Source organism: Sphingomonas sp. CFBP8993 (assembly GCF_034044895.1).
Taxonomy (GTDB): Bacteria; Pseudomonadota; Alphaproteobacteria; order Sphingomonadales; family Sphingomonadaceae; genus Sphingomonas.
The window spans coordinates 510471-531992 of sequence record NZ_JAXCWU010000002.1 but is presented as its reverse complement, the minus strand read 5'-3'; the positions used below and the strand labels follow the sequence as shown (position 1 = coordinate 531992).

At 67.3% G+C, this 21522-nt stretch carries 21 protein-coding genes and 2 tRNA genes; 12 read left to right on the top strand and 11 right to left on the bottom strand.

The annotated features are described in order from the left end of the window. Positions 1 to 3: 3 nt before the first annotated feature. Positions 4 to 732, bottom strand: a complete 729-nt coding sequence (dapB, locus tag SOM26_RS05630) for a 4-hydroxy-tetrahydrodipicolinate reductase (protein ID WP_320451738.1) — start codon at positions 730 to 732, stop codon at positions 4 to 6. 513 nt (positions 733 to 1245) lie between these two features. On the opposite strand from dapB, the gene SOM26_RS05625 reads away from it, so the two are divergent. Then, a complete protein-coding gene (locus SOM26_RS05625) occupies positions 1246 to 1611 on the top strand; it encodes a hypothetical protein (RefSeq protein ID WP_320451737.1) in 366 nt (121 codons plus the stop codon). Continuing rightward, complete coding sequence (locus tag SOM26_RS05620) at positions 1608 to 2309, top strand: NAD-dependent deacylase (protein WP_320451736.1); 702 nt, start codon at positions 1608 to 1610, stop codon at positions 2307 to 2309. Before SOM26_RS05625 ends, SOM26_RS05620 begins: the two co-directional genes overlap by 4 nt. Here the strand turns inward: SOM26_RS05620 and SOM26_RS05615 are convergent. The 4 genes from SOM26_RS05615 to SOM26_RS05600 all read right to left on the bottom strand — a co-directional run bounded on the left by SOM26_RS05615 (position 2299) and on the right by SOM26_RS05600 (position 7058). Next, positions 2299 to 3120: a 3'(2'),5'-bisphosphate nucleotidase CysQ gene (locus SOM26_RS05615; RefSeq protein WP_414712018.1), complete on the bottom strand. Its 822-nt coding sequence runs from the start codon at positions 3118 to 3120 to the stop codon at positions 2299 to 2301. The two genes, SOM26_RS05620 and SOM26_RS05615, sit on opposite strands and share 11 nt — an antisense overlap. Beyond that, complete coding sequence (locus SOM26_RS05610) at positions 3107 to 4453, bottom strand: TldD/PmbA family protein (RefSeq protein ID WP_320451735.1); 1347 nt, start codon at positions 4451 to 4453, stop codon at positions 3107 to 3109. Before SOM26_RS05610 ends, SOM26_RS05615 begins: the two co-directional genes overlap by 14 nt. Positions 4454 to 4522: 69 nt before the next feature. Beyond that, positions 4523 to 6250, bottom strand: a complete 1728-nt coding sequence (locus SOM26_RS05605; RefSeq protein WP_320451734.1) for a methyl-accepting chemotaxis protein — start codon at positions 6248 to 6250, stop codon at positions 4523 to 4525. Positions 6251 to 6428: 178 nt separating this feature from the next. Continuing rightward, on the bottom strand, positions 6429 to 7058 hold the full coding sequence (locus SOM26_RS05600; RefSeq protein ID WP_320451733.1) for a DNA-3-methyladenine glycosylase family protein: 630 nt from the start codon (positions 7056 to 7058) through the stop codon (positions 6429 to 6431). A gap of 81 nt (positions 7059 to 7139) precedes the next feature. Between SOM26_RS05600 and SOM26_RS05595 the strand changes: the two genes are divergently transcribed. Beyond that, positions 7140 to 7457 (top strand): 2Fe-2S iron-sulfur cluster-binding protein, encoded by a 318-nt coding sequence (locus SOM26_RS05595; protein ID WP_320451732.1) that lies wholly within the window; start codon positions 7140 to 7142, stop codon positions 7455 to 7457. 306 nt (positions 7458 to 7763) lie between these two features. On the opposite strand, the gene rlmB is transcribed toward SOM26_RS05595, so the two are convergent. Together rlmB and SOM26_RS05585 are read right to left on the bottom strand one after the other, a co-directional pair. Beyond that, positions 7764 to 8507, bottom strand: coding sequence for a 23S rRNA (guanosine(2251)-2'-O)-methyltransferase RlmB (gene rlmB / locus SOM26_RS05590; RefSeq protein ID WP_320451731.1), 744 nt, complete (start codon positions 8505 to 8507; stop codon positions 7764 to 7766). After that, a complete protein-coding gene (locus SOM26_RS05585) occupies positions 8507 to 10120 on the bottom strand; it encodes a M20/M25/M40 family metallo-hydrolase (protein WP_414712017.1) in 1614 nt (537 codons plus the stop codon). Before SOM26_RS05585 ends, rlmB begins: the two co-directional genes overlap by 1 nt. A 165-nt stretch (positions 10121 to 10285) precedes the next feature. On the opposite strand from SOM26_RS05585, the gene SOM26_RS05580 reads away from it, so the two are divergent. The 7 genes from SOM26_RS05580 to SOM26_RS05550 all read left to right on the top strand — a co-directional run bounded on the left by SOM26_RS05580 (position 10286) and on the right by SOM26_RS05550 (position 13858). After that, positions 10286 to 10371: transfer RNA gene (locus tag SOM26_RS05580), tRNA-Tyr, on the top strand. Between the two features lie 43 nt (positions 10372 to 10414). Continuing rightward, a tRNA-Gly gene (locus SOM26_RS05575) sits at positions 10415 to 10488 on the top strand. A gap of 124 nt (positions 10489 to 10612) precedes the next feature. Then, positions 10613 to 10921: a polyhydroxyalkanoic acid system family protein gene (locus SOM26_RS05570; RefSeq protein WP_320451730.1), complete on the top strand. Its 309-nt coding sequence runs from the start codon at positions 10613 to 10615 to the stop codon at positions 10919 to 10921. Between the two features lie 151 nt (positions 10922 to 11072). Next, positions 11073 to 11525: a DUF2721 domain-containing protein gene (locus SOM26_RS05565; protein WP_320451729.1), complete on the top strand. Its 453-nt coding sequence runs from the start codon at positions 11073 to 11075 to the stop codon at positions 11523 to 11525. Further along, positions 11522 to 11923 (top strand): DUF4345 domain-containing protein, encoded by a 402-nt coding sequence (locus SOM26_RS05560; protein ID WP_320451728.1) that lies wholly within the window; start codon positions 11522 to 11524, stop codon positions 11921 to 11923. The genes SOM26_RS05565 and SOM26_RS05560 overlap by 4 nt, the downstream gene beginning before the upstream one ends. 19 nt (positions 11924 to 11942) lie before the next feature. Next, the gene (locus SOM26_RS05555; RefSeq protein ID WP_320451727.1) at positions 11943 to 12689 is read left to right on the top strand and encodes an SDR family NAD(P)-dependent oxidoreductase; all 747 of its coding nucleotides are present in this window, start codon (positions 11943 to 11945) and stop codon (positions 12687 to 12689) included. Next, positions 12686 to 13858, top strand: coding sequence for an MBL fold metallo-hydrolase (locus SOM26_RS05550; protein WP_320451726.1), 1173 nt, complete (start codon positions 12686 to 12688; stop codon positions 13856 to 13858). The genes SOM26_RS05555 and SOM26_RS05550 overlap by 4 nt, the downstream gene beginning before the upstream one ends. A 137-nt stretch (positions 13859 to 13995) precedes the next feature. On the opposite strand, the gene SOM26_RS05545 is transcribed toward SOM26_RS05550, so the two are convergent. Continuing rightward, positions 13996 to 15342, bottom strand: a complete 1347-nt coding sequence (locus SOM26_RS05545) for an amidohydrolase (RefSeq protein ID WP_320451725.1) — start codon at positions 15340 to 15342, stop codon at positions 13996 to 13998. A gap of 84 nt (positions 15343 to 15426) precedes the next feature. Here SOM26_RS05545 and uvrB point away from each other — a divergent pair, with 84 nt between their 5' ends. Further along, positions 15427 to 17619, top strand: coding sequence for an excinuclease ABC subunit UvrB (gene uvrB, locus SOM26_RS05540; RefSeq protein WP_320451724.1), 2193 nt, complete (start codon positions 15427 to 15429; stop codon positions 17617 to 17619). Between the two features lie 183 nt (positions 17620 to 17802). Here uvrB and SOM26_RS05535 read toward each other — a convergent pair whose 3' ends face one another. After that, positions 17803 to 18174, bottom strand: a complete 372-nt coding sequence (locus SOM26_RS05535) for a PRC-barrel domain-containing protein (RefSeq protein WP_056437049.1) — start codon at positions 18172 to 18174, stop codon at positions 17803 to 17805. Positions 18175 to 18311: 137 nt separating this feature from the next. On the opposite strand from SOM26_RS05535, the gene SOM26_RS05530 reads away from it, so the two are divergent. Further along, on the top strand, positions 18312 to 18860 hold the full coding sequence (locus SOM26_RS05530; protein WP_320451723.1) for a hypothetical protein: 549 nt from the start codon (positions 18312 to 18314) through the stop codon (positions 18858 to 18860). A gap of 665 nt (positions 18861 to 19525) precedes the next feature. Here SOM26_RS05530 and SOM26_RS05525 read toward each other — a convergent pair. Continuing rightward, a complete protein-coding gene (locus tag SOM26_RS05525; protein WP_320451722.1) occupies positions 19526 to 20791 on the bottom strand; it encodes a hypothetical protein in 1266 nt (421 codons plus the stop codon). Next, entirely contained in the window at positions 20788 to 21522 is a 735-nt protein-coding gene (locus SOM26_RS05520; protein ID WP_320451721.1) for a hypothetical protein, read from the bottom strand. The genes SOM26_RS05525 and SOM26_RS05520 overlap by 4 nt, the downstream gene beginning before the upstream one ends.

Below are 21522 nucleotides of genomic sequence, written 5' to 3'. Positions count from 1 at the left end.
TTCTTACAGGCCCAGCACGTCGCCCATGCGATAGCGCCCCGGCGCCTGCCCCGCGAGCCACAGCGCCGCGCGCACCGCGCCGCGTGCGAAGATGCTGCGGTCCTGCGCGAAATGGCCCAGCGTCACCCGCTCGCCCTCGCCCGCGAAGATCACCTCATGATCGCCGATCACCGAGCCGCCGCGCAAAGCCGCCAGACCGATCGTCCCCTCCGTCCGCGCACCGACCAGCCCGGCGCGACCATCGACGCGCAACTCGGACAGCGGATGCCCCCGCCCCGCCGCCGCCGCCTCGCCCAGCAGCAGCGCAGTGCCGGAAGGCGCGTCGAGCTTGTGCCGGTGATGCATCTCGGTGATCTCGATGTCCCAGTCGCTGCCCAGCCGCGCCGCCGCCTCGCGCACCAGATTGGCGAGCAGCGTGATGCCGAGCGAGGTATTGCCGGTCTGGAGCACCGCGATCTCCGTCGCGGCGGCGTCGATCGCGGCATGCTGCGCCGGGGAAAGGCCGGTGGTGCCGATCACGATCGGCGTGCGCGCGGCGCGGGCGGCGGCGAGATGGACGTCGAGCGCCCCCGCGATCGAGAAGTCGACCAGCACATCCGCCGCCTTGGCCAGTGCATCGGGATCGTCCCGCGAATCGCACCCACCAGCCAGCGTCGCGCCCTCACCCTCGATCAGGTCGGCAATGGCGCGGCCCATACGCCCGGCGCTGCCGTAGATACCGATGGCGGTCATGCGGGAGTTCCGGTGGTGAAAAGGGAAAAGGTCGTCATGCGGCGTTCCTTGGCACAGGTTACGACCGGGGGAAACCGCCGGCCGTATGTCCATTCAACGCGCCTCGGCCGGTTCCGGGCCAGTCTCGCACCGCGTCCCGACATCAATCCGATCGCTGTAATCCTTGCCCGCCATCATCACGCCCGTCGAATAGGGGCGTCGGATGTGGCGCGGTGCCGAACCGCAACCATCGGCGGCTCATGCCGGGGCGGCAATCCGAAACCGGCCCGCTGCGGCGGGTCGCCAACTGCGCGCGCGATCATTGCCGCGTGATCCGCCATACGGCATATCACGACCTCCATATCCCTATGTCCGCCCAGTGCGCCAACGCTGTCGAATAGAGGAAAATCGGCATGCCGCTATTCTGGCTCCTTGGTCTTCAGTCAGCCTTGGGATGGAGCCCCCCCCGCGCAGGCAGCATGGGCCGATGAAAATCCACCGATTGAAGTCCGGTTGCATGCACCCACGCTGTCCATGCGCGGGGAAGCGCCCATCGAAGTCGTCATCACCGCAAAGGCCAAAGGCTTTGCCGTATCGCCGTTTCTGCAACCCGCACGGGGCATCGCTTTCGAGGTCGTCACGCCGACAGGCCAACCGGTCACAGCCGCCGTACCGATGATGGGCTCGCCGCCCCCGCCCCCGCTGAAGGCGGAGGATCTCGTCACGGTATCGCCGACATCGCCCTACCGTATCGCCACACGCGAACGCACGAACACGATCTTTCCGAAAGCTGGACAATATAAAGTGAAAGCCCGAATTTTTCTGTTCGACTTTCCGTCCGAGCCCGTCCGCTATGCCCAGCTGGTATCGGACACTATCATGGTGAACGTCACGCCATGACCGCCACCCGCAACATCGTCATCCTCACCGGCGCGGGCATCTCCGCCGAATCCGGCATCGCCACTTTTCGCGGGCCCGGCGGGTTGTGGGAGGGGCACCGGGTCGAGGATGTGTGCACGCCTGAGGCGCTGGCCGCCGATCCTGATCTCGTCCACCGCTTCTATGACCTGCGGCGGGCGGCGCTGGCGACGGTCGCGCCCAATGCGGCGCATGAGGCCTTGGCGCGACTGGACCGGGAATGGCCGGGTGAGTTGCTGATCGTCACGCAGAATGTCGACGATCTGCATGAGCGCGCCGGGGCAGTGCGGATGCTGCACATGCACGGGGCGTTGAAGCAGGCGCTGTGCGCGGCTTGTGGCGAGCGGTTCGGTTGGGAGGGCGACCTGCCGCCCGGCACGCCCTGCCCCGCCTGTGCCGCGCCGCGCTTGCGGCCCGACATCGTGTTCTTCGGTGAGATACCGTACGACATGGACCGGATCGAGGCGGCGCTGGCACGGGCCGATCTGTTCGTGTCGATCGGTACCTCGGGCGCGGTCTATCCGGCCGCCGGGTTCGTGCGGATGGCGAGCGCCTGCGGGGCGCGCACGCTGAAGCTGAATCTCGACCCATCGGAGGGCAGCGGATGGTTCGACGAAAGTCGTCTTGGCCCGGCCAGCGAACGCGTACCCGAATGGGTCGACCGGTTGCTCAGCCGGTGACCGGCACGATCACTTCGCGGGCACGGGGTGTAAGCCGCTCGAGCGCCGGGGCCTGAAGCCCGCGCGCCGTCACCAGCACGCCGAATGCGCGCGGATCGGGCTTGTTGAAAAGCAGCGGCTGGCCCAGCGCATCGGCGACCCCCGCCCCCGCTTCCGATGCGATCAGCGCGGCGGCCGCGATGTCCCACTCATTGCCCCAGCGCAGCGTGGCGACCAGATCGGCCTCGTCGGCGGCGACCATCGCGATGCGCAGCGCGATCGAGTTGGGCTTGAAGACGGCGACCAGATCGCGATCCGCCTTGGGCAGGGCGTCCACCGGCACGCGCGCGCCGGGCATCTGGCGGCAATAGCCCGCACTCAATGTGCGACCATTGCGCGTGGCGCCGCCGCCCGCCTGCGCCAGCCACAATTCGCCGCGCGCGGGCGCGGCCAGCACGCCGATCACCGGCCGCCCGTCCTCGACCAGCGCGACCGACACCGCCCAGCCCTCGCGTCCGCGAATATAGTCGCGCGTGCCGTCGATCGGATCGACCACCCAGACGCGGCGCGCGGCCAGTCGGTCGGGCTTGTCCGCCGTCTCCTCCGACAGCCAGCCCGCATCGGGAACCAGCGCGTTCAGTCGCGCATGCAGCATCCGGTCGACGTCCAGGTCGACCTCGCACACCGGGCTGCCCGGCGTCTTTTCCCACTGGCGGAATTCGGTGCGCCAACGGGCGAGCGCCATGGCGGCCGCCTCGCGCGCCGCCGCCACGACCGCAGGGATCAGGTCCGATATGGGGATCGGTTCCGGGATCGGCTCAGCTGCTGGCAACCGTCATTCCATCGATGCGCAGCGTCGGCACGTTGACGCCGTAGCGGAACTCCAGGTCGTTGGCCGGGGTCATGGCGAGGAACATATCCTTCAAATTGCCTGCCACGGTGAACTCCGCAACCGGCCCGGCGATCCGTCCCCCCTCGATCCGAAAGCCCGCCGCCCCCCGGCTATAGTCGCCGGTGACCGGATTGACGCCGCTGCCGATCAGCTCGGTGACGTACACGCCGTCGGCGATATCGGCGATCAGCGTTTCCACCGGCACGCGGCCCGCCGCCATGAACACGTTGCTGGTCGACACCCCCGGTGCGCCGCCCGTGCCGCGCGCGGCGTGGCCGGTCGGCTCCAGCCCCAACTGCCGGGCAGAGGCGGAGTCGAGCAGCCAGGTTTCCAGCACACCGTCCTCGACGATCGCGGTCGGCGACACGGCCAGCCCCTCGCCGTCAAAGGGACGCGAGCGCAGGCCGTGCGGACGATGCGGATCGTCCTCGATCCGGATGCCCGCCGCCATCACCTGTTCGCCCAGGCCATCGAGCAGGAAGCTGGTCCGCCGGGTGATCGCCGCGCCCGCGATCGCGGAGACGAGATGCCCGACCAGCGACGATCCGACGCGCGGGTCATAGACGACCGTCATCGCGCCGCTGGCCAGCTTGCCCGGGTTCAGCCGCGCCACGGTCCGCTCGCCCGCGCGGGTGCCGATCGCCTCGGGCCCTTCAAGCAGGCGACGCAGGCGCGCGCCGTGATGGGCATAGTCGCGCTGCATGGCCGCGCCCTCGCCCGCCACCACGCTGACCGACAGGCCGTAACCGGTGGCGGCATAGCCCGCGGCAAAGCCGTGGCTGGTCGCCAATGCCGAGACGACACGCGAGGCCGATGCCCCGGCCCCTTCGGAATTGGTCACGCCCGCCACGGCGCGCGCAGCCTCCTCGGCCTCCAGCGCGGCGGCGCGCAGCGCCTCGGGCGCCACCTCGCCGCCATCGTCCAGGTCGAGCATCGGCGGCGCGCCGTGCAGCAGCCGTTCCTCGGGCGCCAGGCCCGACCAGCGATCCTCGGGCGCCTCGCGCGCCATGGCCACGGCACGCTCGACGGCCAGGGTCATCGCATCGCCCGACAGGTCCGACGTCGACACGCTAGCCGAGCGCCGCCCGACAAAGACGCGCAGGCCCAGTTCCTCGCTTTCCGACCGGCCGACATCCTCCAGCGCGCCGAGGCGGACCGACACCTCCAGCGCGGCATCGGCGGCAAAGACCGCATCGGCGGCGTCGGCTCCTGCGGCGCGGGCACGGGCAACGATATCGGCGGCCCGGTCGCGGGCCTGTTCGGGTGTCAGCATGGATCAGGACTTAAGGTCGCAAGGGCGGGGATGCCAGTCCTTACCGACCGGCATCCCCGCCCCCGATGGTCAGCTTGCCAGCGACAGGCGCTGCCGCGAGGTGAGGACGGGGGGACGCGGCGCACTGGCATCGCCCGTGCGGCTCAGCCGGAACTGGGCGACCTCGCGCGCCAGGGTATCCGCCTCCGCCGCCAGATGACGTGCGGCGGCGCTCGCCTCTTCGACCATGGCCGCATTCTGCTGGGTCGAGCCGTCCATGTCCGCCACGGCGACGTTCACCTGCTGCAAACCGGTGGCCTGTCGCTGCGCCGATGCCGCGATCTCGGCGACGAGGGCGGCGATCTCGCCGATCCGGGCCGAGATCACCTCCAGCGCGCGTCCGGCCTCGCTGACCAGCCCGACGCCCACCCCGACCTGCGCGGACGAGGCCTGGATCCGGTCCTTCACCTCCTTGGCCGCGTCGGCGGAGCGCTGCGCCAGCGCCCGCACCTCGCTGGCGACGACGGCGAAACCCTTGCCCGCATCGCCCGCGCGCGCCGCTTCCACCCCGGCGTTCAGGGCCAGCAAGTTGGTCTGGAACGCGATGCCGTCGATGACCCCGATGATGTTGGAGATCTCGGCCGAGGACCGCTCGATCGCGCCCATCGCGTCGACCGCACGGCGGACGACATCACCCGATTCCTGCGTCTCGCGGTGTGCCGCCGCGACGACCGTATCGACGCGAACCGCACTGCCCGCCGTCTGGCGGACGCCGCTGGTGATCTCGTCCATCGCCGCCGCCGTCTCCTCCAGGCTGGCGGCCTGCTGCTCGGTTCGTTGCGACAGGTCGTCGGATGCCGAACGAACCTCCGACGCGCCGGTGCGGACATTGCCCGCCGATTCCGCCACGCGCGACAGGGTGTTGCCCAGGCGCTCCATGGTGGCATCGAAGGACACGGCCAGCCCGCGATACTCGGCGGGCAGGGCATCGCCGATCCGGTGGGTGACATTGCCCTCCCCCAACTGGTCGAGCGCCCCGGCGAGTTCGCGCACCACGCTTTCCTGCTTGTCGACATTGACCCGCTGCGCCTGGGCCGCGACGCGGAACACCTCGACCGCCGAGACCATGATGCCGATCTCGTCCGCACGTTCGCCACCATCAAGCTTCAGGGCCAGATCGCCGTCCGCCATCCGGTGCATCGCATCGGCGGTGGCCCCGACCGGCCCCAGCACGCGGCGCATCAGATAGACCAGCCCGCCGATCAGCATCGCGGCGATGGCCAGGCCGAGCAGCGCCAGGATTGCGATCGTCATGTGAAGCGACGACAGGCTCGCTTCGTTCACCCGCACCTGCGCCGCGCTGACCGACCGGACCAGCGTGTCGATATCGCGGCGATGCGCGACATAGGCGTCGGTCAGACGGGCATAGCTGGCATCCACCGCCGCCTGATCGCCGCGTCGCAGGGCGGGCAGCATCACGCCGTCCAGCTCGGTCCAGAAGCGATCCGCCTGGCGGGCCGCCCTGTTGACCAGCAGCGACTTCACCTCCTTATCGACCGACGAAGCCCGCCAGCGCGCGATGCTCGAACGGAAGCTCGCCTCCAGCGCGGCCAGCTTGGCACGGCGGGTCGACAGCGTTTCGGGATGGCGGACCAGCAACGTCGCCTCGAGATAGGGCTCGATGATATAGGCGGGTGGCGGCAGGATATCGGCCTGGAGATCGCTGACCTGCTGCTGGGCATCGGCCAGGGGGCCGCCGATACGGATCTTGTCGATCTCAACCCCGGTCAGGATTCCGCCAACGGCCAGAATGGCCAAAATGGACAATCCGCCGATCCGACATCTTTGCTTGATATTCAAGAGAATAGCTCCTTGCCGCCCTCTCGATACCAACACATGACTTAAAATAGATTATTCTTCGTAATATTATTCTGTTCATTTCGGCCATTGCCGCGCGCCATGATGCCGGAAACAGCCGACCATATGCTGAGCGCTGTCACACCGGGGCCGCGTCCGCCCCCGCGCCGTAATGGTGCCAGGTGAAGATCGCGAGCGCGCTGCGATGCGGGCGAAATGCCTCCGCCAGCACGCGCACCTGTTTTTCCGAGGGGCGTGCGTCGTGGCCCAGGATACGCCCCATCTCGATCTGCACCGCCAGGTCGCCTGCGGGCCAGATATCGGTGCGCCCCTCCGCGAACAGCAGATAGACCTCCGCCGACCAGCGACCGATACCCTTGACCGCGACCAGCCTGGCGATCGCTTCCTCGTCATCGTCGGGCAGGTCGAACAGGTTCAGGCGACCGCTGGTCACTTCCTCGGCCAGGCTGCGCAGATACGATGCCTTTTGCCGCGAGATGCCCGCGCCGCGCAGTTCCTCGTCGGTCACGCCCGCCAGCCGGGTCGGGTCGCTCGCATCGCCGAGCAGGTCGTGCAGCCGCCGCCAATGCGCGTCCGCCGAAGCGACGGACACCTGCTGGCCCAATATCGTGCGGACCAGCGTGGCATAGCCGCGCGCCCGGATGCGCGGCGCGGGATAGCCGATCCGCTGGAGCGCGGCGCCGATGGCGGGCTCGCTGGCGGCAAGCGCATCCATGCTTTGACGAATCTGTTCGGCGCTCAGGCCCATGATGCTTGATCCGTGCGTTCAGGCCCGGCAGAGGCGCTTTCAACAACCGGGCCGACAACTGGGCCGAGAGGGAGAATGGACATGCCCAAGCTTATCGTCGTGACCCGCGACGGGGAAGAACGCGAAATCGATGGCGAGGCCGGTCTGTCGGTGATGGAAGTCATTCGCGACGCCGGTGTCGACGAACTGCTGGCGCTGTGCGGCGGTTGCTGCTCCTGCGCGACCTGCCATGTGCATGTCGACCCCGGCTTTGCCGACACGCTGCCCGCGATCGGGCCGGACGAGGACGACCTGCTCGATTCGACCAGCGAGCGCGATGCAACCTCGCGCCTGTCGTGCCAACTCCCGTTCGGGGAAGCCCAGGACGGGATGCGGGTGCGGATCGCGGCGGAGGACTGACCGGGCATCGCGCAAGAACGCGGGGGGCGGGGCGTTGGTCCCGCCCCTTTTTTGCGCGTGGGGCTGAGAGGGTTTTGCTTGAACCCGTTTCCCGCGGCCTTCGACTTCGCTCAGGCTGAACGGAGCTTGGGGCATGGCGCGGGTTGACCCCACCCGTCCCGCACACCCCGCAAACCATACCAACAGCCGTTCACGCTGAGCGAAGTCGAAGCGCACGCCCTGCGTTCGCCACGGGTACAATCTCTGCGCCCTCCGCGCCTCTGCGCGAAAAAAATGGCGGCGAGACGAATCCCGCCGCCCCGGAAATCACCGCGCCGCCACCGCGTACAATGCGATCGCCGCCGCATTGGAGACGTTCAGGCTCTCCACCTTCGGGCTGATCGGCAGTTTGGCGAGTTCGTCGCAATGCGCCTCGGTATTCTGGCGCATGCCTTCGCCTTCCGCGCCCAGCACGATGCAGATGCGCTGCGTGCCCATCGCTTCGGCCAGCGTCTGGTTGGCATGGCCGGTCAGGCCGATGCGCCAGAACCCGGCTTCCGCAATCTCCTCCAGCGCGCGGGCCAGGTTGACGACCCGCACCCATGGCACGGTTTCCAGCGCACCGCTGGCCGAGCGGGCGACCGTGCCCGATTCGGGTGGCGCGTGCCGGTCCTGGGTCACGATCGCCAGCGCATCGAACGCGGCGGCCGAGCGCAAGATCGCGCCGACATTGTGCGGATCGGTCACCTGGTCCAGCACGACGAGCGGCCGCTGGTCATCCTGCGCCTCGTGCAGCAGGTCACCCAGCCAGATATCCTCCAGCGGATCGACCTCGGCCACCAGCCCCTGGTGGGGTGCATCGGACGGCACCAGCCGCCCCAGATCGGCCACATCGGCATAGGTGATCGGCACCACCGGCGGCAGGTCGAGCGCGGCCAGCGCCTCGCGCGTGCCCCAGATCTTGCGCACCGTGCGGTTCGGGTTGGCGAGCGCCGCCGTCACCGCATGCCGTCCCCAGAAGCGGGGGCGGTTGGATGAAGCCTGGCTGGGGCGATGTCCTCGGCGTGCCATCAGTCGTCGGTATCCGTAAAATCAAAGGGTTTGGTCGTCACCGGTTGCGTCGGCACCGGCGGGCGCGGCAACGCCTTGTCCGCATTCGCCGCCGCGAGCAAGACCCCCGCGAGCACGACGGACGCCTGGCGCATGTCGTCGGCCTTCAGATGGTCGAAGGTATCGGCCGAACTGTGATGCGTGCGGCTACCATAATCCAGCGGATCCTGGATGAACTGAAAGCCCTGTACGCCGACCGCCTGCATGAAGACATGGTCGGTGCCGCCGGTCGTCCGCTGCACGACATTGCCCGCCCCCATCGCGGCATAGGGCGACAGCCATTCCTTCAGCATCGGCACCGCCGCCGGATTGTTCTCGGCATAGATACCGCGCAGCTTGCCCGAGCCATTGTCGATGTTGAAGTACGCGGCGAGGTCGCCGTAACCGGGCTTCGGCGTGATCGGCCAGCGATTGGTCCAGCCATAATAGCGCTTCAGGCCGGTCTGCGGCGCATCGTCCGGCCGCCCACGCGACGCCAGATGCTGCTCGACATAGGCCATCGAGCCCAGGATGCCCTGTTCCTCGCCCGACCACAGCGCGAAGCGGATGGTGCGCTTCGGGCGCTGGCCGGTGGCGGCCAGGATGCGTGCCGCCTCCATGATCATCGCGCTGCCCGCCGCATTGTCGGTCGCGCCGTCGCCCGCGACCCAGCTATCGAGATGCGCGCCCGCCATGACGTAACCCGCCTTGGGATCGGTGCCGGGAATCTCGGCGATGATGTTGTAGGCGTTCACGTCGCTATCGTCGTAGCGGACGTCGCTCAGCACCTCGATGGTCGGGGCGGGCCCGACCTTCGACAGGCGCGCAAGGCGGCGATAATCTTCGGCGGCCAGTTCGATGCCGGGGACGGCAGGCGTCTCGCCCCGCCCGAACAGATAGCCTTCGCCGTGCACCAGCTTGCCGTCGCGATAGCTCTGGGTGACATAGGCCACCGCACCCTCCGCCTTCAGGAACGCGTCGAGCTTCTGCGCGAAGTCGAGCCGCTTCAGGCGGCGGTCGGCACTGTCGGGATCATGCTCCGGCTGGACGTATACGTCGAGCTTGGAGATGTCCTCGCCGGTCAGGCGGCGGAAGGGCGCGGAGCCGGGTTCGTCGCCGGTGCCGGGCATCGAGACCATGACGATCTTGCCGCGCAACTGCCCCCGCCACTTGTCGAAATCACGCTCGCGCTTCATCGGCGCGACGATCACCGGGGCGGTCACCGCGCCGTTGGTGCCGGGCGTCCAGGCGATGGGGATCGCGGTCAGCTGCAGCGGGCGGGGCGAGACCATGCGCACGCTCGCCCGCTCGATCGACCAGCCGCGCCCGAAAGCGAAGCCTTCCTTGTGGACGTTCTTCAGCCCCCATTTGGCGAACTGCTCGGCGGTCCAGCCTTCGGCGGTGCGCATCGCCGGACTGTTGGTCATGCGCGGACCGATCACGTCGGTCAGATGCTGGGCGGTCTGCAACACCTGGCTGTGGTTCATCCCCTCGTCGATCAGCCGATTGGCGGCGGTGCGATCCTGCGCGGAGGCCATGGCGGCGGGCAACAGGGCCACCGCCGCGACGGCGGCGAGCAAGGATGGACGGATCATGATATTTCCCCCGGTGTCTCTCTGATGGGTCAAAGGCTATGTCCCGATTGCCCGACATGCAAGCAACCGGATCGAACGCGAGTTGCGTAAAACGTACAAATCGGCGTTGACAGGTCCGCCGAGCTTCGGCATTGGGCGCGCCTCGCTCCGATGGAGTGACACCCCGGAAGGGTGGCCGAGTGGTTAAAGGCAGCAGACTGTAAATCTGCCCGCGTGAGCGTACACTGGTTCGAATCCAGTCCCTTCCACCATCCCCGCCAATCGGCTAGGGTCGATCAGCGGCGCTGGACTTGAGCGGGTATAGCACAATGGTAGTGCAGCAGCCTTCCAAGCTGAATACACGGGTTCGATTCCCGTTACCCGCTCCACGCTCCCCCATCCCTGAACCTCTGGCCGCCGCGCCCGAATAATTCCCCGCTCAATGCTTGACGCATACGTCAACACGCGGCACGCAAGCGCGCGATACGGACATATTCGAAGGCGTTACGCGACATGGCATCGGTGAATTTCGACATCCCCCACAGCCTGGGCCGTGCCGAAGCGCGTCGCCGCGTCGAGCAGGGGCTGCCCAAGCTCGAATCCAAGATTCCCGGCGGTGGCCAGGTGACGTCCGAATGGCCCGCCGATGACCGGCTGATGCTGACCATCATCGCCATGGGCCAGTCGGTAAAGGCCGACATGAACATCACCGACGACGCGTTGCGCGGCACGGTGGCGATCCCGATGATGCTGTCGATGATGGCCGGCCCCATCGGCGAGTTCGTGAAGACCAGCGCGGAGAAAATGCTCAGCAAGGCGTAAGCCCCGCCGATCGGGCACCTGCGTACCCCTTGCCTCACCCGTGATGGGGAGGGGTGGATTGGTTCCCTCGGCAATCGCCGATCGATCGCCCCACTCCGGGCCAGCATTCCCCCTTGCCCCGCCGGGCCCGACACGTCACCATTTTCCGGCCATGCCCACACTTCCCGCCGTCGCCACCATCGCCCAGACCATCCAGCTGTCGCTGGCGCCGGTCTTTATGCTTGCCGCGATCGGGCAGTTGCTGAACGTGCTTGCCGGGCGACTGGCCCGCGTCATCGACCGCGCACGCGGGTTGGAGATGATGATCCACAAGGTCGACGACAGCCCGGAGCGGGTCCGCCACAAGTGGGAGCTGCGACTGCTCGACCGGCGCATGTCGATCATCAACGCCGCGCTGTTCCTGGCGGTGTCCAGCGCGGTGATGGCGTGCATCGTCATCGCGCTGCTGTTCATCGCCAATCTGGGCAAATTCCATATCGGCACCTGGATCGCACTGGCCTTCATCCTGTCGGTGACGCTGCTGACGCTGTGCCTGATCGCCTTCATGGTAGAGGTGCGCGTGTCGCTGCGCGCGATCCATGTCCGCAAGGAAATCCTGGATTGAGCATCGCCCCGGCCGAACGGCGCGCCTTGCAGGTCGTCGTCGCCATCGCCTGCCTGGTGCCCCTGGCCACCGGCGGGATCAGCGTGATGCGCGGCCCCGGCTGGCTGGGCCATGCGTCATCGGTGCCGACCGACCTGGACAGCCAGTTCCGCTATGTCTCGGGCATCTTCTTCGCGCTGGGGCTGGCCTTCGTGACGTGCATCCCCGCCATCGAGCGCAAGGGCGCGCGGTTCCGGCTGCTGGGCGCGATGGTCGTGGCGGGCGGACTGTCCCGGGCGCTGTCCTGGGCCATGGTCGGCGTGCCGTCGACGGGGCATCAACTGGGATTGGTCATGGAACTGGGTGTCGTCCCGCTTCTTATGATGTGGCAGGGTCGCGTCGCGCGCGGCTCCCGCTGATTTTTCCAGGAGCGTGTCCATGCGTTTTTCCAACCGGGCCTTTCTCGTCACCGGGGGCACCTCGGGCATCGGGCTGGCCACCGCGCAGCGCCTGGTCGCCGAGGGCGGGCGCGTGCTCGCCACCGGGCGCAGTCCCGAGCATATCGAGGAGGCCAGGGCCGCCCTGCCCGACGCCACGATCATCGCGCATGACGCCGCCGATGCATCGGCGACCGACATGCTGGCCGAGGCGGTTCGCGCCTTCGCGCCCGGGGGGCTGGACGGCACCTTCCTCAATGCCGGGATCGGCCGGTTCAAGACGCTCGATGCGATCGACGCCGACGAGTTCGACCAGCATTTCGACCTGAACGTCCGCGCGCCGATGCTTCAGGCGCAGGCGCTGGCCCCGCTGATGAAGGACGGCGGTGCGCTGCTGCTGATCGGATCGGGCACGGTCGGCGGCGGGCGGGCCGATACGCTGGTCTATGCCGCCAGCAAGTCCGCGATCCGCCAGGCCGCGCGCAGCCTGGCCAGCCAGTTCGCCCCGCGCCGCATCCGCGTGAACGTCGTCGCCCCCGGCGCGACCGAAACCCGCTTCCACACGCGCGGCGGCATGAGCGACGCCGACCTGGCCGAATACAAGGCCAAGCTGTCCCACACCATTCCGCTCGGCCGCCTGGGCAAGCCCGAGGATGTGGCGGGCGTCGCCTGCTTCCTGCTGTCCGACGATGCCGCCTATGTCACCGGCTCGGAATATCGGGTCGATGGCGGGCTCACCATGGCATGACGGCGCTTCGGTGGATCGCCAAGACGCTGGCGCTGGTCCTGATCCTCGTCGGCCTGGCCGCGACCATCGTGCCGCACTATCTCGACCGGCTCTACTATGAAGGGCCGGAAAGCGGCCATTATGACGGGCAACGCTTCTTCAATCCGGACGGCGACAGCGATACGTTGCGGATGCCGAGCCGTGGCGGGCGTGGCGGCTTTCTGTGGCGCCAACTGACCGGCGACGATGACCGCCCCGCCTGGCCCGAGACGGTGGCGGTGCGCCAGACCCGGCCCGAGCAACGGGTCGAGGGCCAGCGCATGGTCGCGACCTGGATCGGCCATGCGACGGTGCTGGTGCAGACCCAGGGCCTCAACATCCTGACCGACCCCATCTATGCCGAGCGGGCCGGGCCCTTTGGTTTCGGTCCGAAGCGGGTCGCCGCACCCGGCGTGGCGTTCGACGCGCTGCCGAAGATCGACCTGGTCGTCATCAGCCACAATCACTACGATCATCTCGACCAGGCGGTGCTGAAAAAGTTGTGGGCGCGCGACCGGCCGCTGGTCGTCACCAGCCTGGGCAATGACAGCGTGATCGGACAGGTCGGCGTGCACGCGACCGCGCTCGACTGGGGCCGGGAAAAGATCATCCGGCCGGGCGTGTCGGTGGTCGTCACCCGTAACCATCACTGGGGCAGCCGCTGGTTCGCCGACCGCAACCGGGCACTATGGTCGAGCTTCGTGGTGAAACTGCCCGGCGGCAACGTCTTCTTTGCGGGCGATACCGGCATGGGCGACGGGCGCTGGCCCGAGGAGGCGGCGAAGTTCGGCCCGGTACGCCTCGCGCTGCTGCCGATCGGCGCGTTCCGCTTCGCCCCCGGCCAGATGGCGAGCGGCAGCCATGTCGGCCCGCCGCAAGCGGTGCAGATCTTCGAACGGCTGGGCGCATCGACCGCGATCCCGATCCACTGGGGAACGTTCCGCCTGTCCTATGAAGGCTATGATACGCCGCCCAAACTGCTCGATGCCGCGATGCGCTGTTCTGCGGCGCGGTCGGGAAGCCGCTTTGCCGCGGTACGACTGGGGGAGCCGGTGACGATCGGGCCGGTGGTCGGCGGGGCCGGTGGCCGAACGGACGATGCGGCGATGCGGGCCTGCCTGGATACGCCACAGGTCCGGGCGTTGCGCTGATCGGCGGGCTGAGGGACGTGGCCTTCGACTACGCTCAGGCTGAACGGGGGTCGGGGAGATGGACAGACACCCCCCCCGTTCACGCTGAGCGAAGTCGAAGCGCACGCCCTGCGCTCGCGGCTTGGCCCGCCACGACCTCAGGAGCGGCTGGCGACCACCCCCGGCTTCAACAGGTCCAGGATCGCCGCCGTCGTCGCCACCGCGCCGGTCACGATCGACGGTTCGGGCGCGATCTTGAACTGAGGCGAATGGTGCGACGCCACCGCAGGCCCGCCCGCCTTTGCCGCCGCCAGCGCTTCTGCGGGCGTGCCGCCGACCGACAAGTAATAGCCGCGCACGCCGCTATCCGGCTGGACCAGATAGGCGAAGTCCTCCGCCCCCATGCCCTTCTGCTCGAACGGCGTGACGTGATCCTGGCCGAAGGTCGTGACCATCACCGCGTTCAGCCGCCTGGCGAGCGCCGCATCATTGATCGTCGTCGGCGTGCCCTCGGTCACCGTCACCACCGGCATCTTGTCCTCGGGCATGCCGTTCAGCACGCCGATGCCGCGCGCGACGCGGCTGATCCCGGCCAGCAGCCGCACCCGCTCAGCCTCGTCATTGGCGCGCACCGTGACCTGCAGCCTGGCCTGGTCCGAAATGATGTTGTGCTTCAATCCGGCATGGAAAGAACCCACGGTGATGACGCCGGGCTTCAACGGCTGCTGCTCGCGGCTGATCAAGCCTTGTAGCGCGACCACCAGTTGCGAGGCCATATAGACCGGGTCCTTGCCCATATGCGGGCTGGCCCCATGCGCACCGATGCCGGGCACGGTGATGTCGACCGAGTCGGACGAGGAATATTGAATCCCCTCCGATGCCGACACGGTGCCCGCCGCGCGTTCGGAATCGACATGGAAGGCCAGCGCGTAATCGGGCTTGGGGAAACGCGTATAGAGCCCGTCGGCGACCATCGCCCTGGCGCCGCCGACCCGTTCCTCGGCGGGCTGGACGATGAACACCACCGTGCCCCGCCAGCGATCCTTCAGCGCCGCCAGTCGCCGCGCGGTAGCGACCATCGCGGTGATGTGCGTGTCATGGCCACAGGCGTGCATGACCGGCGCCTCGATCCCGTCCACCCCCACCTGTCGCACGGTCGAGGCATTGGGCAGCCCCGACTTCTCCTCGACCGGCAGGCCGTCCATGTCGGCGCGCAACAACACCACCGGCCCCGCGCCGTTCTTCAGGACGCCGACCACGCCGGTGCCGCCGACCTTCTCGGTCACGACCATGCCCGGCACCGCGCGCAACTCGGCCGCCATGCGCGCGCCCGTCTTCACCTCGCGAAAGGACAGTTCCGGGTTGCGGTGGAACCAGTCCCAAAGCTTGCCCAGGTCGCGGTCGTAATCGGCTTTCACGGCGGCGGCGTAATCCGGCTCGGCAAAAGCGGGGGCGGCGGTGAGCAGCGAGGCCGACAACAGGGCGGCGGCGATAGCGTGGCGCATGGAAATCCCCTTTTCCTCTTTTTCCGCGATGCTACCCCAGATCGACGGGTGACGAAACGGGAACAGATACCCATATTCATCCCCATGGCGATCCAGATCCGCACCACCCTCGACGAGCCCGAAACCGGGGTCAGCTTCGTACCCCACCGCCCGTCGCGCCCCGAAAAGGCCGAAGGCGGCAAGCGCTTCGAACTCGTCACCGAGTATACCCCCAGCGGCGACCAGCCTGCGGCGATCAAGGAGCTGACCGCCGCCGCGCGGGCCGGGGACAAGGATCAGGTGCTGCTGGGCGTCACCGGTTCGGGCAAGACCTTCACCATGGCCAAGGTCATCGAGGAGTTGCAGCGCCCGGCGCTGATCCTCGCGCCCAACAAGATCCTCGCGGCGCAGTTGTATGGGGAGTTCAAGAGTTTCTTCCCCAACAACGCGGTCGAATATTTCGTCAGCTATTACGACTATTACCAGCCGGAGGCCTATGTTCCCCGGTCGGACACGTATATCGAGAAGGAAAGCTCGATCAACGAGTCGATCGACCGGATGCGCCACTCGGCGACGCGCGCGTTGCTGGAGCGTGACGACGTGATCATCGTGGCGTCGGTATCGTGCCTGTACGGCATCGGCTCGGTCGAGACCTATTCGGCGATGATCTTCGACCTGAAAAAGGGCCAAAGCGTCGACCAGCGCGAGATCATCCGCAAGCTCGTCGCCCTGCAATATAAGCGCAACGACGCCGCCTTCATGCGCGGCAATTTCCGGGTGAAGGGCGACAATCTCGAAATCTTCCCCTCGCACTATGAGGATTCCGCCTGGCGCGTGTCCTTCTTCGGCGACGAGATCGAGGATATCGTCGAGTTCGACCCGCTGACCGGCAAGAAGGTCGCCAGCCTCAACTCGATCCGCATCTACGCCAATTCGCACTATGTCACGCCCGGCCCGACGATGAAGCAGGCCACGGAAGCGATCAAGTTCGAGCTGACCGAGCGACTGAAGGAGCTGGAGGCGGAAGGCAAATTGCTGGAGCACCAGCGGCTGGAGCAGCGGACGAACTTCGACCTCGAGATGATCGCCGCCACCGGCAGCTGCAACGGCATCGAGAATTACAGCCGCTTTCTGACCGGTCGCCTGCCCGGCGAGCCGCCGCCCACTTTGTTCGAATATCTGCCCGAAAACGCCGTCCTGTTCGTCGACGAGAGCCATGTCACCATCGGCCAGATCAACGGCATGTCGCGCGGCGACCACCGCCGCAAGATCACGCTGGCCGAGTACGGCTTCCGGCTGCCGTCCGCGATCGACAACCGGCCGCTGCGCTTCAACGAATGGGATGCGATGCGCCCGCAGACCGTCTGCGTCTCGGCCACGCCCAGCCATTGGGAGATGGATCAGACCGGCGGCGTCTTCGTCGAACAGGTCATCCGCCCCACCGGGCTGATCGACCCGCCGGTCGAGATCAAGCCGGTCGAGGAACAGGTCCAGGACCTGATCATCGAGGCGCGCAAGACCACCGAACTCGGCTATCGCACCCTCGTCACCACGCTGACCAAGCGGATGGCGGAGGACCTGACCGAATATATGCATGAGGCGGGGATCAAGGTCCGCTACATGCACTCCGACGTCGAGACGCTGGAGCGTATCGAGCTGATCCGCGACCTGCGGCTGGGCGTGTATGACGTGCTGATCGGCATCAACCTCCTGCGCGAGGGGTTGGACATTCCGGAGTGCGGGCTGGTCGCGATCCTGGACGCGGACAAGGAAGGGTTCCTGCGCTCCGAAACCTCGCTGATCCAGACGATCGGGCGTGCGGCGCGCAACGTCGACGGGCGGGTGATCCTGTATGCCGACCGGATCACCGGCTCGATGGAACGCGCCATGTCCGAGACGTCACGGCGTCGCGAAAAGCAGGTGGCGTACAATACCGAGCACGGCATCACGCCGCAGACGATCCGCCGCCAGATCGGCGACATCATCGCGCATGTCGCATCCGGCGACCAAGTGACCGTGCCGATCGACGACAACCGTCCGCATATGGTCGGGCATAATCTGCGCGCCTATATCGAGGATCTCGAGAAGAAGATGCGCAAGGCCGCCGCCGATCTCGAATTCGAGGAAGCGGGCCGGTTGCGCGACGAGATCCGCCAGCTGGAGAATGAGGAGCTGGGCCTGCCGGTGCACGAGCAGAAGGCGCCGATCATGGGCCGGTCCAACGAAGGCAAGCCGGGAACGCGCAAGACGCGGTTCGGGAAGAGCAAGAAGTTCGCGAGCGGGCGGAAGGCGAATTGATTGTTGGAGGGGGCTGCTTGGCGAGGCCCTCCCCCATCCCCTCCCGCTTGCGGGAGGGGAGCGTTACTGGTCAGGCGTCAAAGCACTACGTCTGAGCAATTCCTGCTTCGGCCACGGGCACGCCCCTCCCGCAGGCGGGAGGGGATGGGGGAGGGCAGGCCACTAGGACAACCCTCCGAAACCTCACCCCAGATCGAGATTTTCCGTCCCAACCCCATAATAACCCGCAACCCGGTCGGCATAGGCCTGGTCGAACACCGGCGCATTGTTGGACCAACTCGGCCCGCCTTCCAGCAGGCGGCGATCGACGGTGATCACATATTGGTCGCCCACCGGATCGAACTGCAACAGGCTGAACGGCACCGGGTAGAAGCTCTTGCCCATGCCCAGAAAGCCACCCAGCGCCAGCACCGCATGGGTCGCACGGCCGGAGCGTTTGTGCACCATGAAGGAATAGACGCTGCCGATCGCATCGCCATCGCGGCTTTCGAGCTTCAGCGTGCCCGAGACGGTGGACTGGACAAGGATCAGGGTCGGCGTGTCGTGTTCGGCCATGTTAACCTCCATTTAGCCGGATGAACCGCCGGGGCGGTGCCGGGTTCCGATGCATGTTCCGATGCCCGCCGCATCGGCACGCCCCGTCGCACCGCGGGGTTGAGCATCCGGCCCCCCTCCCGCATAGGCTGGACCCGATGCGTCGCCTGTCCCCCGCCCCCCGCGCCCCCTTCACCCCGGTCATCGCGGCCACCGCCCTCCTGCTGTCGGTCGCGGGTTGTATTCCCGCCGCCCCGCGCCCGGAGCCCACCCCGCTGGTCCGCCAGGCACCCCGCCCCGCCCAGGCTGCACCACGCCCGGTGCTGGGCGCGGACTGGCGCGATTGGCCGCTGACGCCAGGTGACTGGCGCTATCAGCGCACGCCGCAAGGGTCGGCGGCAGTGTTCGGCACAAGTGGCGTCGCACGGCTGACGCTGGCTTGCGACCTGCGCACCCGGCAGGTCATTCTCGGCCGTCCGGCGGCGGTCGCGGGCATGGTCACGATCCGCACCTCCAGCACGACACGGAGCGTCACGACTCGCGCCGTCGCGACGGGAGCCGAGCTGACGCTGCCCGTCGCCGATCCGCTGCTCGACGCGATGGCGTTCAGCCGGGGGCGGTTCACGGTGGAGCAGGCGGGCCAGGCCTCGCTGGTCATCCCCGCCTATGCCGAGATCGGCCGCGTGATCGAGGATTGCCGGGGCTGAGTCCCGCCATTTGGCGGGGGCAGAATGCTCGGCCAAACATCGTTGCATTTCAAGTCTTGTTTATCGCCGCTCGCCTACGCACATTGGCGATGCGCACCTGCGAAGGGCGCATTGGCTTTAACTAGCGAAAGGAGGTGATCCGATGTCTCATGGTTCAGCAAGGGGGTCGGTTCAGTTCGTTCGGGGGGCCGGTCTCTGACATCGACGGGTGTGGTTCGGGGGGTATTTTCCCCCAATCAACGACCGCACCTGATGTCATGAGGCCCGCATGGTCTCCCGGGCTGGAGCTCTCCGGCCGCTGACCATGTTTAGGGGTTGTCGGGGCTGTCGTGATGACGCCCCGGCAGCCTCTTTCATTTTGGCGATTATGTAGTTTGCAAACACGCGTAGCGCGTCAGCGATCGCCGCTCTCAAATAGCTCTTGTCCATAAGGCAAGTGGACGCCGAGCCGCTCACGATAACACGCCGCATGACAGGGCCACGACTGATTGCCCTCGCCTTTGTTAAAAATGGCGAGGGTGCATGGGTCTAACCCAACCTCGGCGTCAGGCTCGCCGCAGAAACAGCAAACGCCGTCAATCATTCTGGCATCTCCGACTTGGCTTGTTTGCAAGGTATGTAAACGCCTTCATTTTGGGGCCCTCCCCGCCGCCCTCGCAAGCGGGTCAGGGTTTGGCAGGCGTCGGGTCCTGCATCACCAGCCGCAACGGCCTGTTACCCGGCACCATCAGCGAGGGCACATCCTCGCCCGCGCGCAGCAGCACCTGATCGACCGGAATCGCATCATCGCTCTCGCCCGCGATGAAGACCTGCACAAGCCGCTCACCCTTTTGCGGCACGAAGCCCGCCGGAATCACCATCGGCTTGCGCCCCATGGCCGCCAACCAGTCGGGGCGCCCCTTCACCATGCGGGTGGCGGGATGATAGACCTGCAGATCGACCGCGCCCGCATATTGGCCGACCACGACCGGGCGATCCCCGTCAAACATCGCTATCGACCGGCCCGATGCCTTGGTGGCGAGGACCCGGCGCGGATGGCCGTTATAGCCGCCTGTGCTTTGTCCCAGTGTGGCCTGGTCGATGGTCAGCGGATCGATGCCGGTCTTGGCCTTCAACAACGTGGCCATCCAGCTCTGCTTGCCATTGCCATAACCATCGATCGGCTGCTCGGCGACATGGCTGTGGCCGACATAGACGAACATCTTTGCCTGAGGATCGGCGGCCAGTACCTTGGCCAGATTGCTGGATTGCGCCTCCTCCCGCCGTGCGATGCTCTCGGCGCGGCTCAAACCGCCGCCGCCACTATCCATCTGTTCATAAGCTACGGGACGATAGCCCATGGCTAACGATTGACGAACGAAGTCACCGAAGACGGGATCCTGCGTATAATGTCCCGAACTATGAACCGGATAGCCATCCTTGGCAAGCCGAACCATCGGGGCGTGATCGTCCACGTTTAAAAAGGTTTCCGCCGCCAGCACCGAATAGCCCAGCGGGCGCAAGGCGCGGGCGACTTCGAGCGCAAAGGCGCGGTCGCGCGGAAGAGCGTGATCCTCGTTGAGGATAACCACGCGGGTCTTGGCCGCGCGCGCGACGATCTCGGCGATCGCATCGCGAGGCGTAGCGGTGGCCAGGCGATCGGCGGCCGCCTTGGCCTCTGGTTCATCGGACGGTTGCGGTTCGGGCCCGATGGGCTCGGCCGTCATGCGAGTCCGCGCCTCTCGCCATTGGCTATAGAAAATGCCGGGCTTGGGCTTGCCCGCCGCGTCGAACGCCAGCGGTCGCAATATGTCCGCCGCATCGAGATAGCGGCCTTGCTCGAGCTGTTTCATGGACGCATTGATTGCGTCCCAATCCGCCTTGCTCGGCCCGTCCTGCGCCATCACGGCGGCGGGAAGCATCAACACCGCCGCCGCCGTGCGTGCGATCATTCGGCCTTTTCCTCGCGATACTTCATTTCCAGGAATCGTCCGCGCGTCGACAGGCTGTCCAGATCGGCCTGGGCCAGCCGCTGCGTCATGTCGCCAATCTCCTGCTCGATCAGCCTCAGGCCGTCGACCAGCTGCGCATCCGGTGTCCGTCCGTTGCGCTCGACCCGGCGCAAGGGCTCGGGCACGCGTTCGTAATCGCGCAGGAAGGCGGGGAGCTGCTCACCGATCAGGCGGCGGACCTCCATCGCCTCGGGCGTCTCGTTGTCGACGGCGCTGAGCTGCGGCGCGAGCGTGTCGAGCCGCCGACCGATCCGGTCGACCAGCTGCACGGCGGGCGCGGGCAGCAGGGGCCGCTGCGCCTCCAGCCAGCGTTCGGTCTGGGCGGGCAGCGCCTTGATATCGACCTGGGCCAGCTTGGCGGGCGTGGGTGCGCGCGGGGCGGGAGCGAGGGCGATGGCCAGCGTCGCCGCCAGCATCAGCATCATCACCGCCAGCGCGCCGAAAATGCCGATCCCGCCGGGCAGGATCAGGCCCGTCACCATCGCCGCGATCAGGATGACCGCATTGGCGACGGCGATCAGGATCACACGCTGCATCGCCGAGCGCGCGCGTCGCCGCGCACGCTTGACCGTCGCCTGCGCCTGCCCGCGATAATCCTGCGAGATGCGCGCCATCGTCTCGCGCGCACGCTCGATCTGGGCATCGACCTCATTCGAGCGGGGAGTGGTCAC

Coding starts and splice junctions, on each gene's coding strand:
- dapB (WP_320451738.1), bottom strand. CDS start 732: ATGACCGCCATCGGTATCTACGGCAGCGCCGGGCGTATGGGCCGCGCC.
- SOM26_RS05625 (WP_320451737.1), top strand. CDS start 1,246: ATGCGCGGGGAAGCGCCCATCGAAGTCGTCATCACCGCAAAGGCCAAA.
- SOM26_RS05620 (WP_320451736.1), top strand. CDS start 1,608: ATGACCGCCACCCGCAACATCGTCATCCTCACCGGCGCGGGCATCTCC.
- SOM26_RS05610 (WP_320451735.1), bottom strand. CDS start 4,453: ATGCTGACACCCGAACAGGCCCGCGACCGGGCCGCCGATATCGTTGCC.
- SOM26_RS05600 (WP_320451733.1), bottom strand. CDS start 7,058: ATGGGCCTGAGCGCCGAACAGATTCGTCAAAGCATGGATGCGCTTGCC.
- SOM26_RS05595 (WP_320451732.1), top strand. CDS start 7,140: ATGCCCAAGCTTATCGTCGTGACCCGCGACGGGGAAGAACGCGAAATC.
- rlmB (WP_320451731.1), bottom strand. CDS start 8,507: ATGGCACGCCGAGGACATCGCCCCAGCCAGGCTTCATCCAACCGCCCC.
- SOM26_RS05585 (WP_414712017.1), bottom strand. CDS start 10,120: ATGATCCGTCCATCCTTGCTCGCCGCCGTCGCGGCGGTGGCCCTGTTG.
- SOM26_RS05570 (WP_320451730.1), top strand. CDS start 10,613: ATGGCATCGGTGAATTTCGACATCCCCCACAGCCTGGGCCGTGCCGAA.
- SOM26_RS05565 (WP_320451729.1), top strand. CDS start 11,073: ATGCCCACACTTCCCGCCGTCGCCACCATCGCCCAGACCATCCAGCTG.
- SOM26_RS05555 (WP_320451727.1), top strand. CDS start 11,943: ATGCGTTTTTCCAACCGGGCCTTTCTCGTCACCGGGGGCACCTCGGGC.
- SOM26_RS05550 (WP_320451726.1), top strand. CDS start 12,686: ATGACGGCGCTTCGGTGGATCGCCAAGACGCTGGCGCTGGTCCTGATC.
- SOM26_RS05545 (WP_320451725.1), bottom strand. CDS start 15,342: ATGCGCCACGCTATCGCCGCCGCCCTGTTGTCGGCCTCGCTGCTCACC.
- uvrB (WP_320451724.1), top strand. CDS start 15,427: ATGGCGATCCAGATCCGCACCACCCTCGACGAGCCCGAAACCGGGGTC.
- SOM26_RS05535 (WP_056437049.1), bottom strand. CDS start 18,174: ATGGCCGAACACGACACGCCGACCCTGATCCTTGTCCAGTCCACCGTC.
- SOM26_RS05530 (WP_320451723.1), top strand. CDS start 18,312: ATGCGTCGCCTGTCCCCCGCCCCCCGCGCCCCCTTCACCCCGGTCATC.
- SOM26_RS05525 (WP_320451722.1), bottom strand. CDS start 20,791: ATGATCGCACGCACGGCGGCGGCGGTGTTGATGCTTCCCGCCGCCGTG.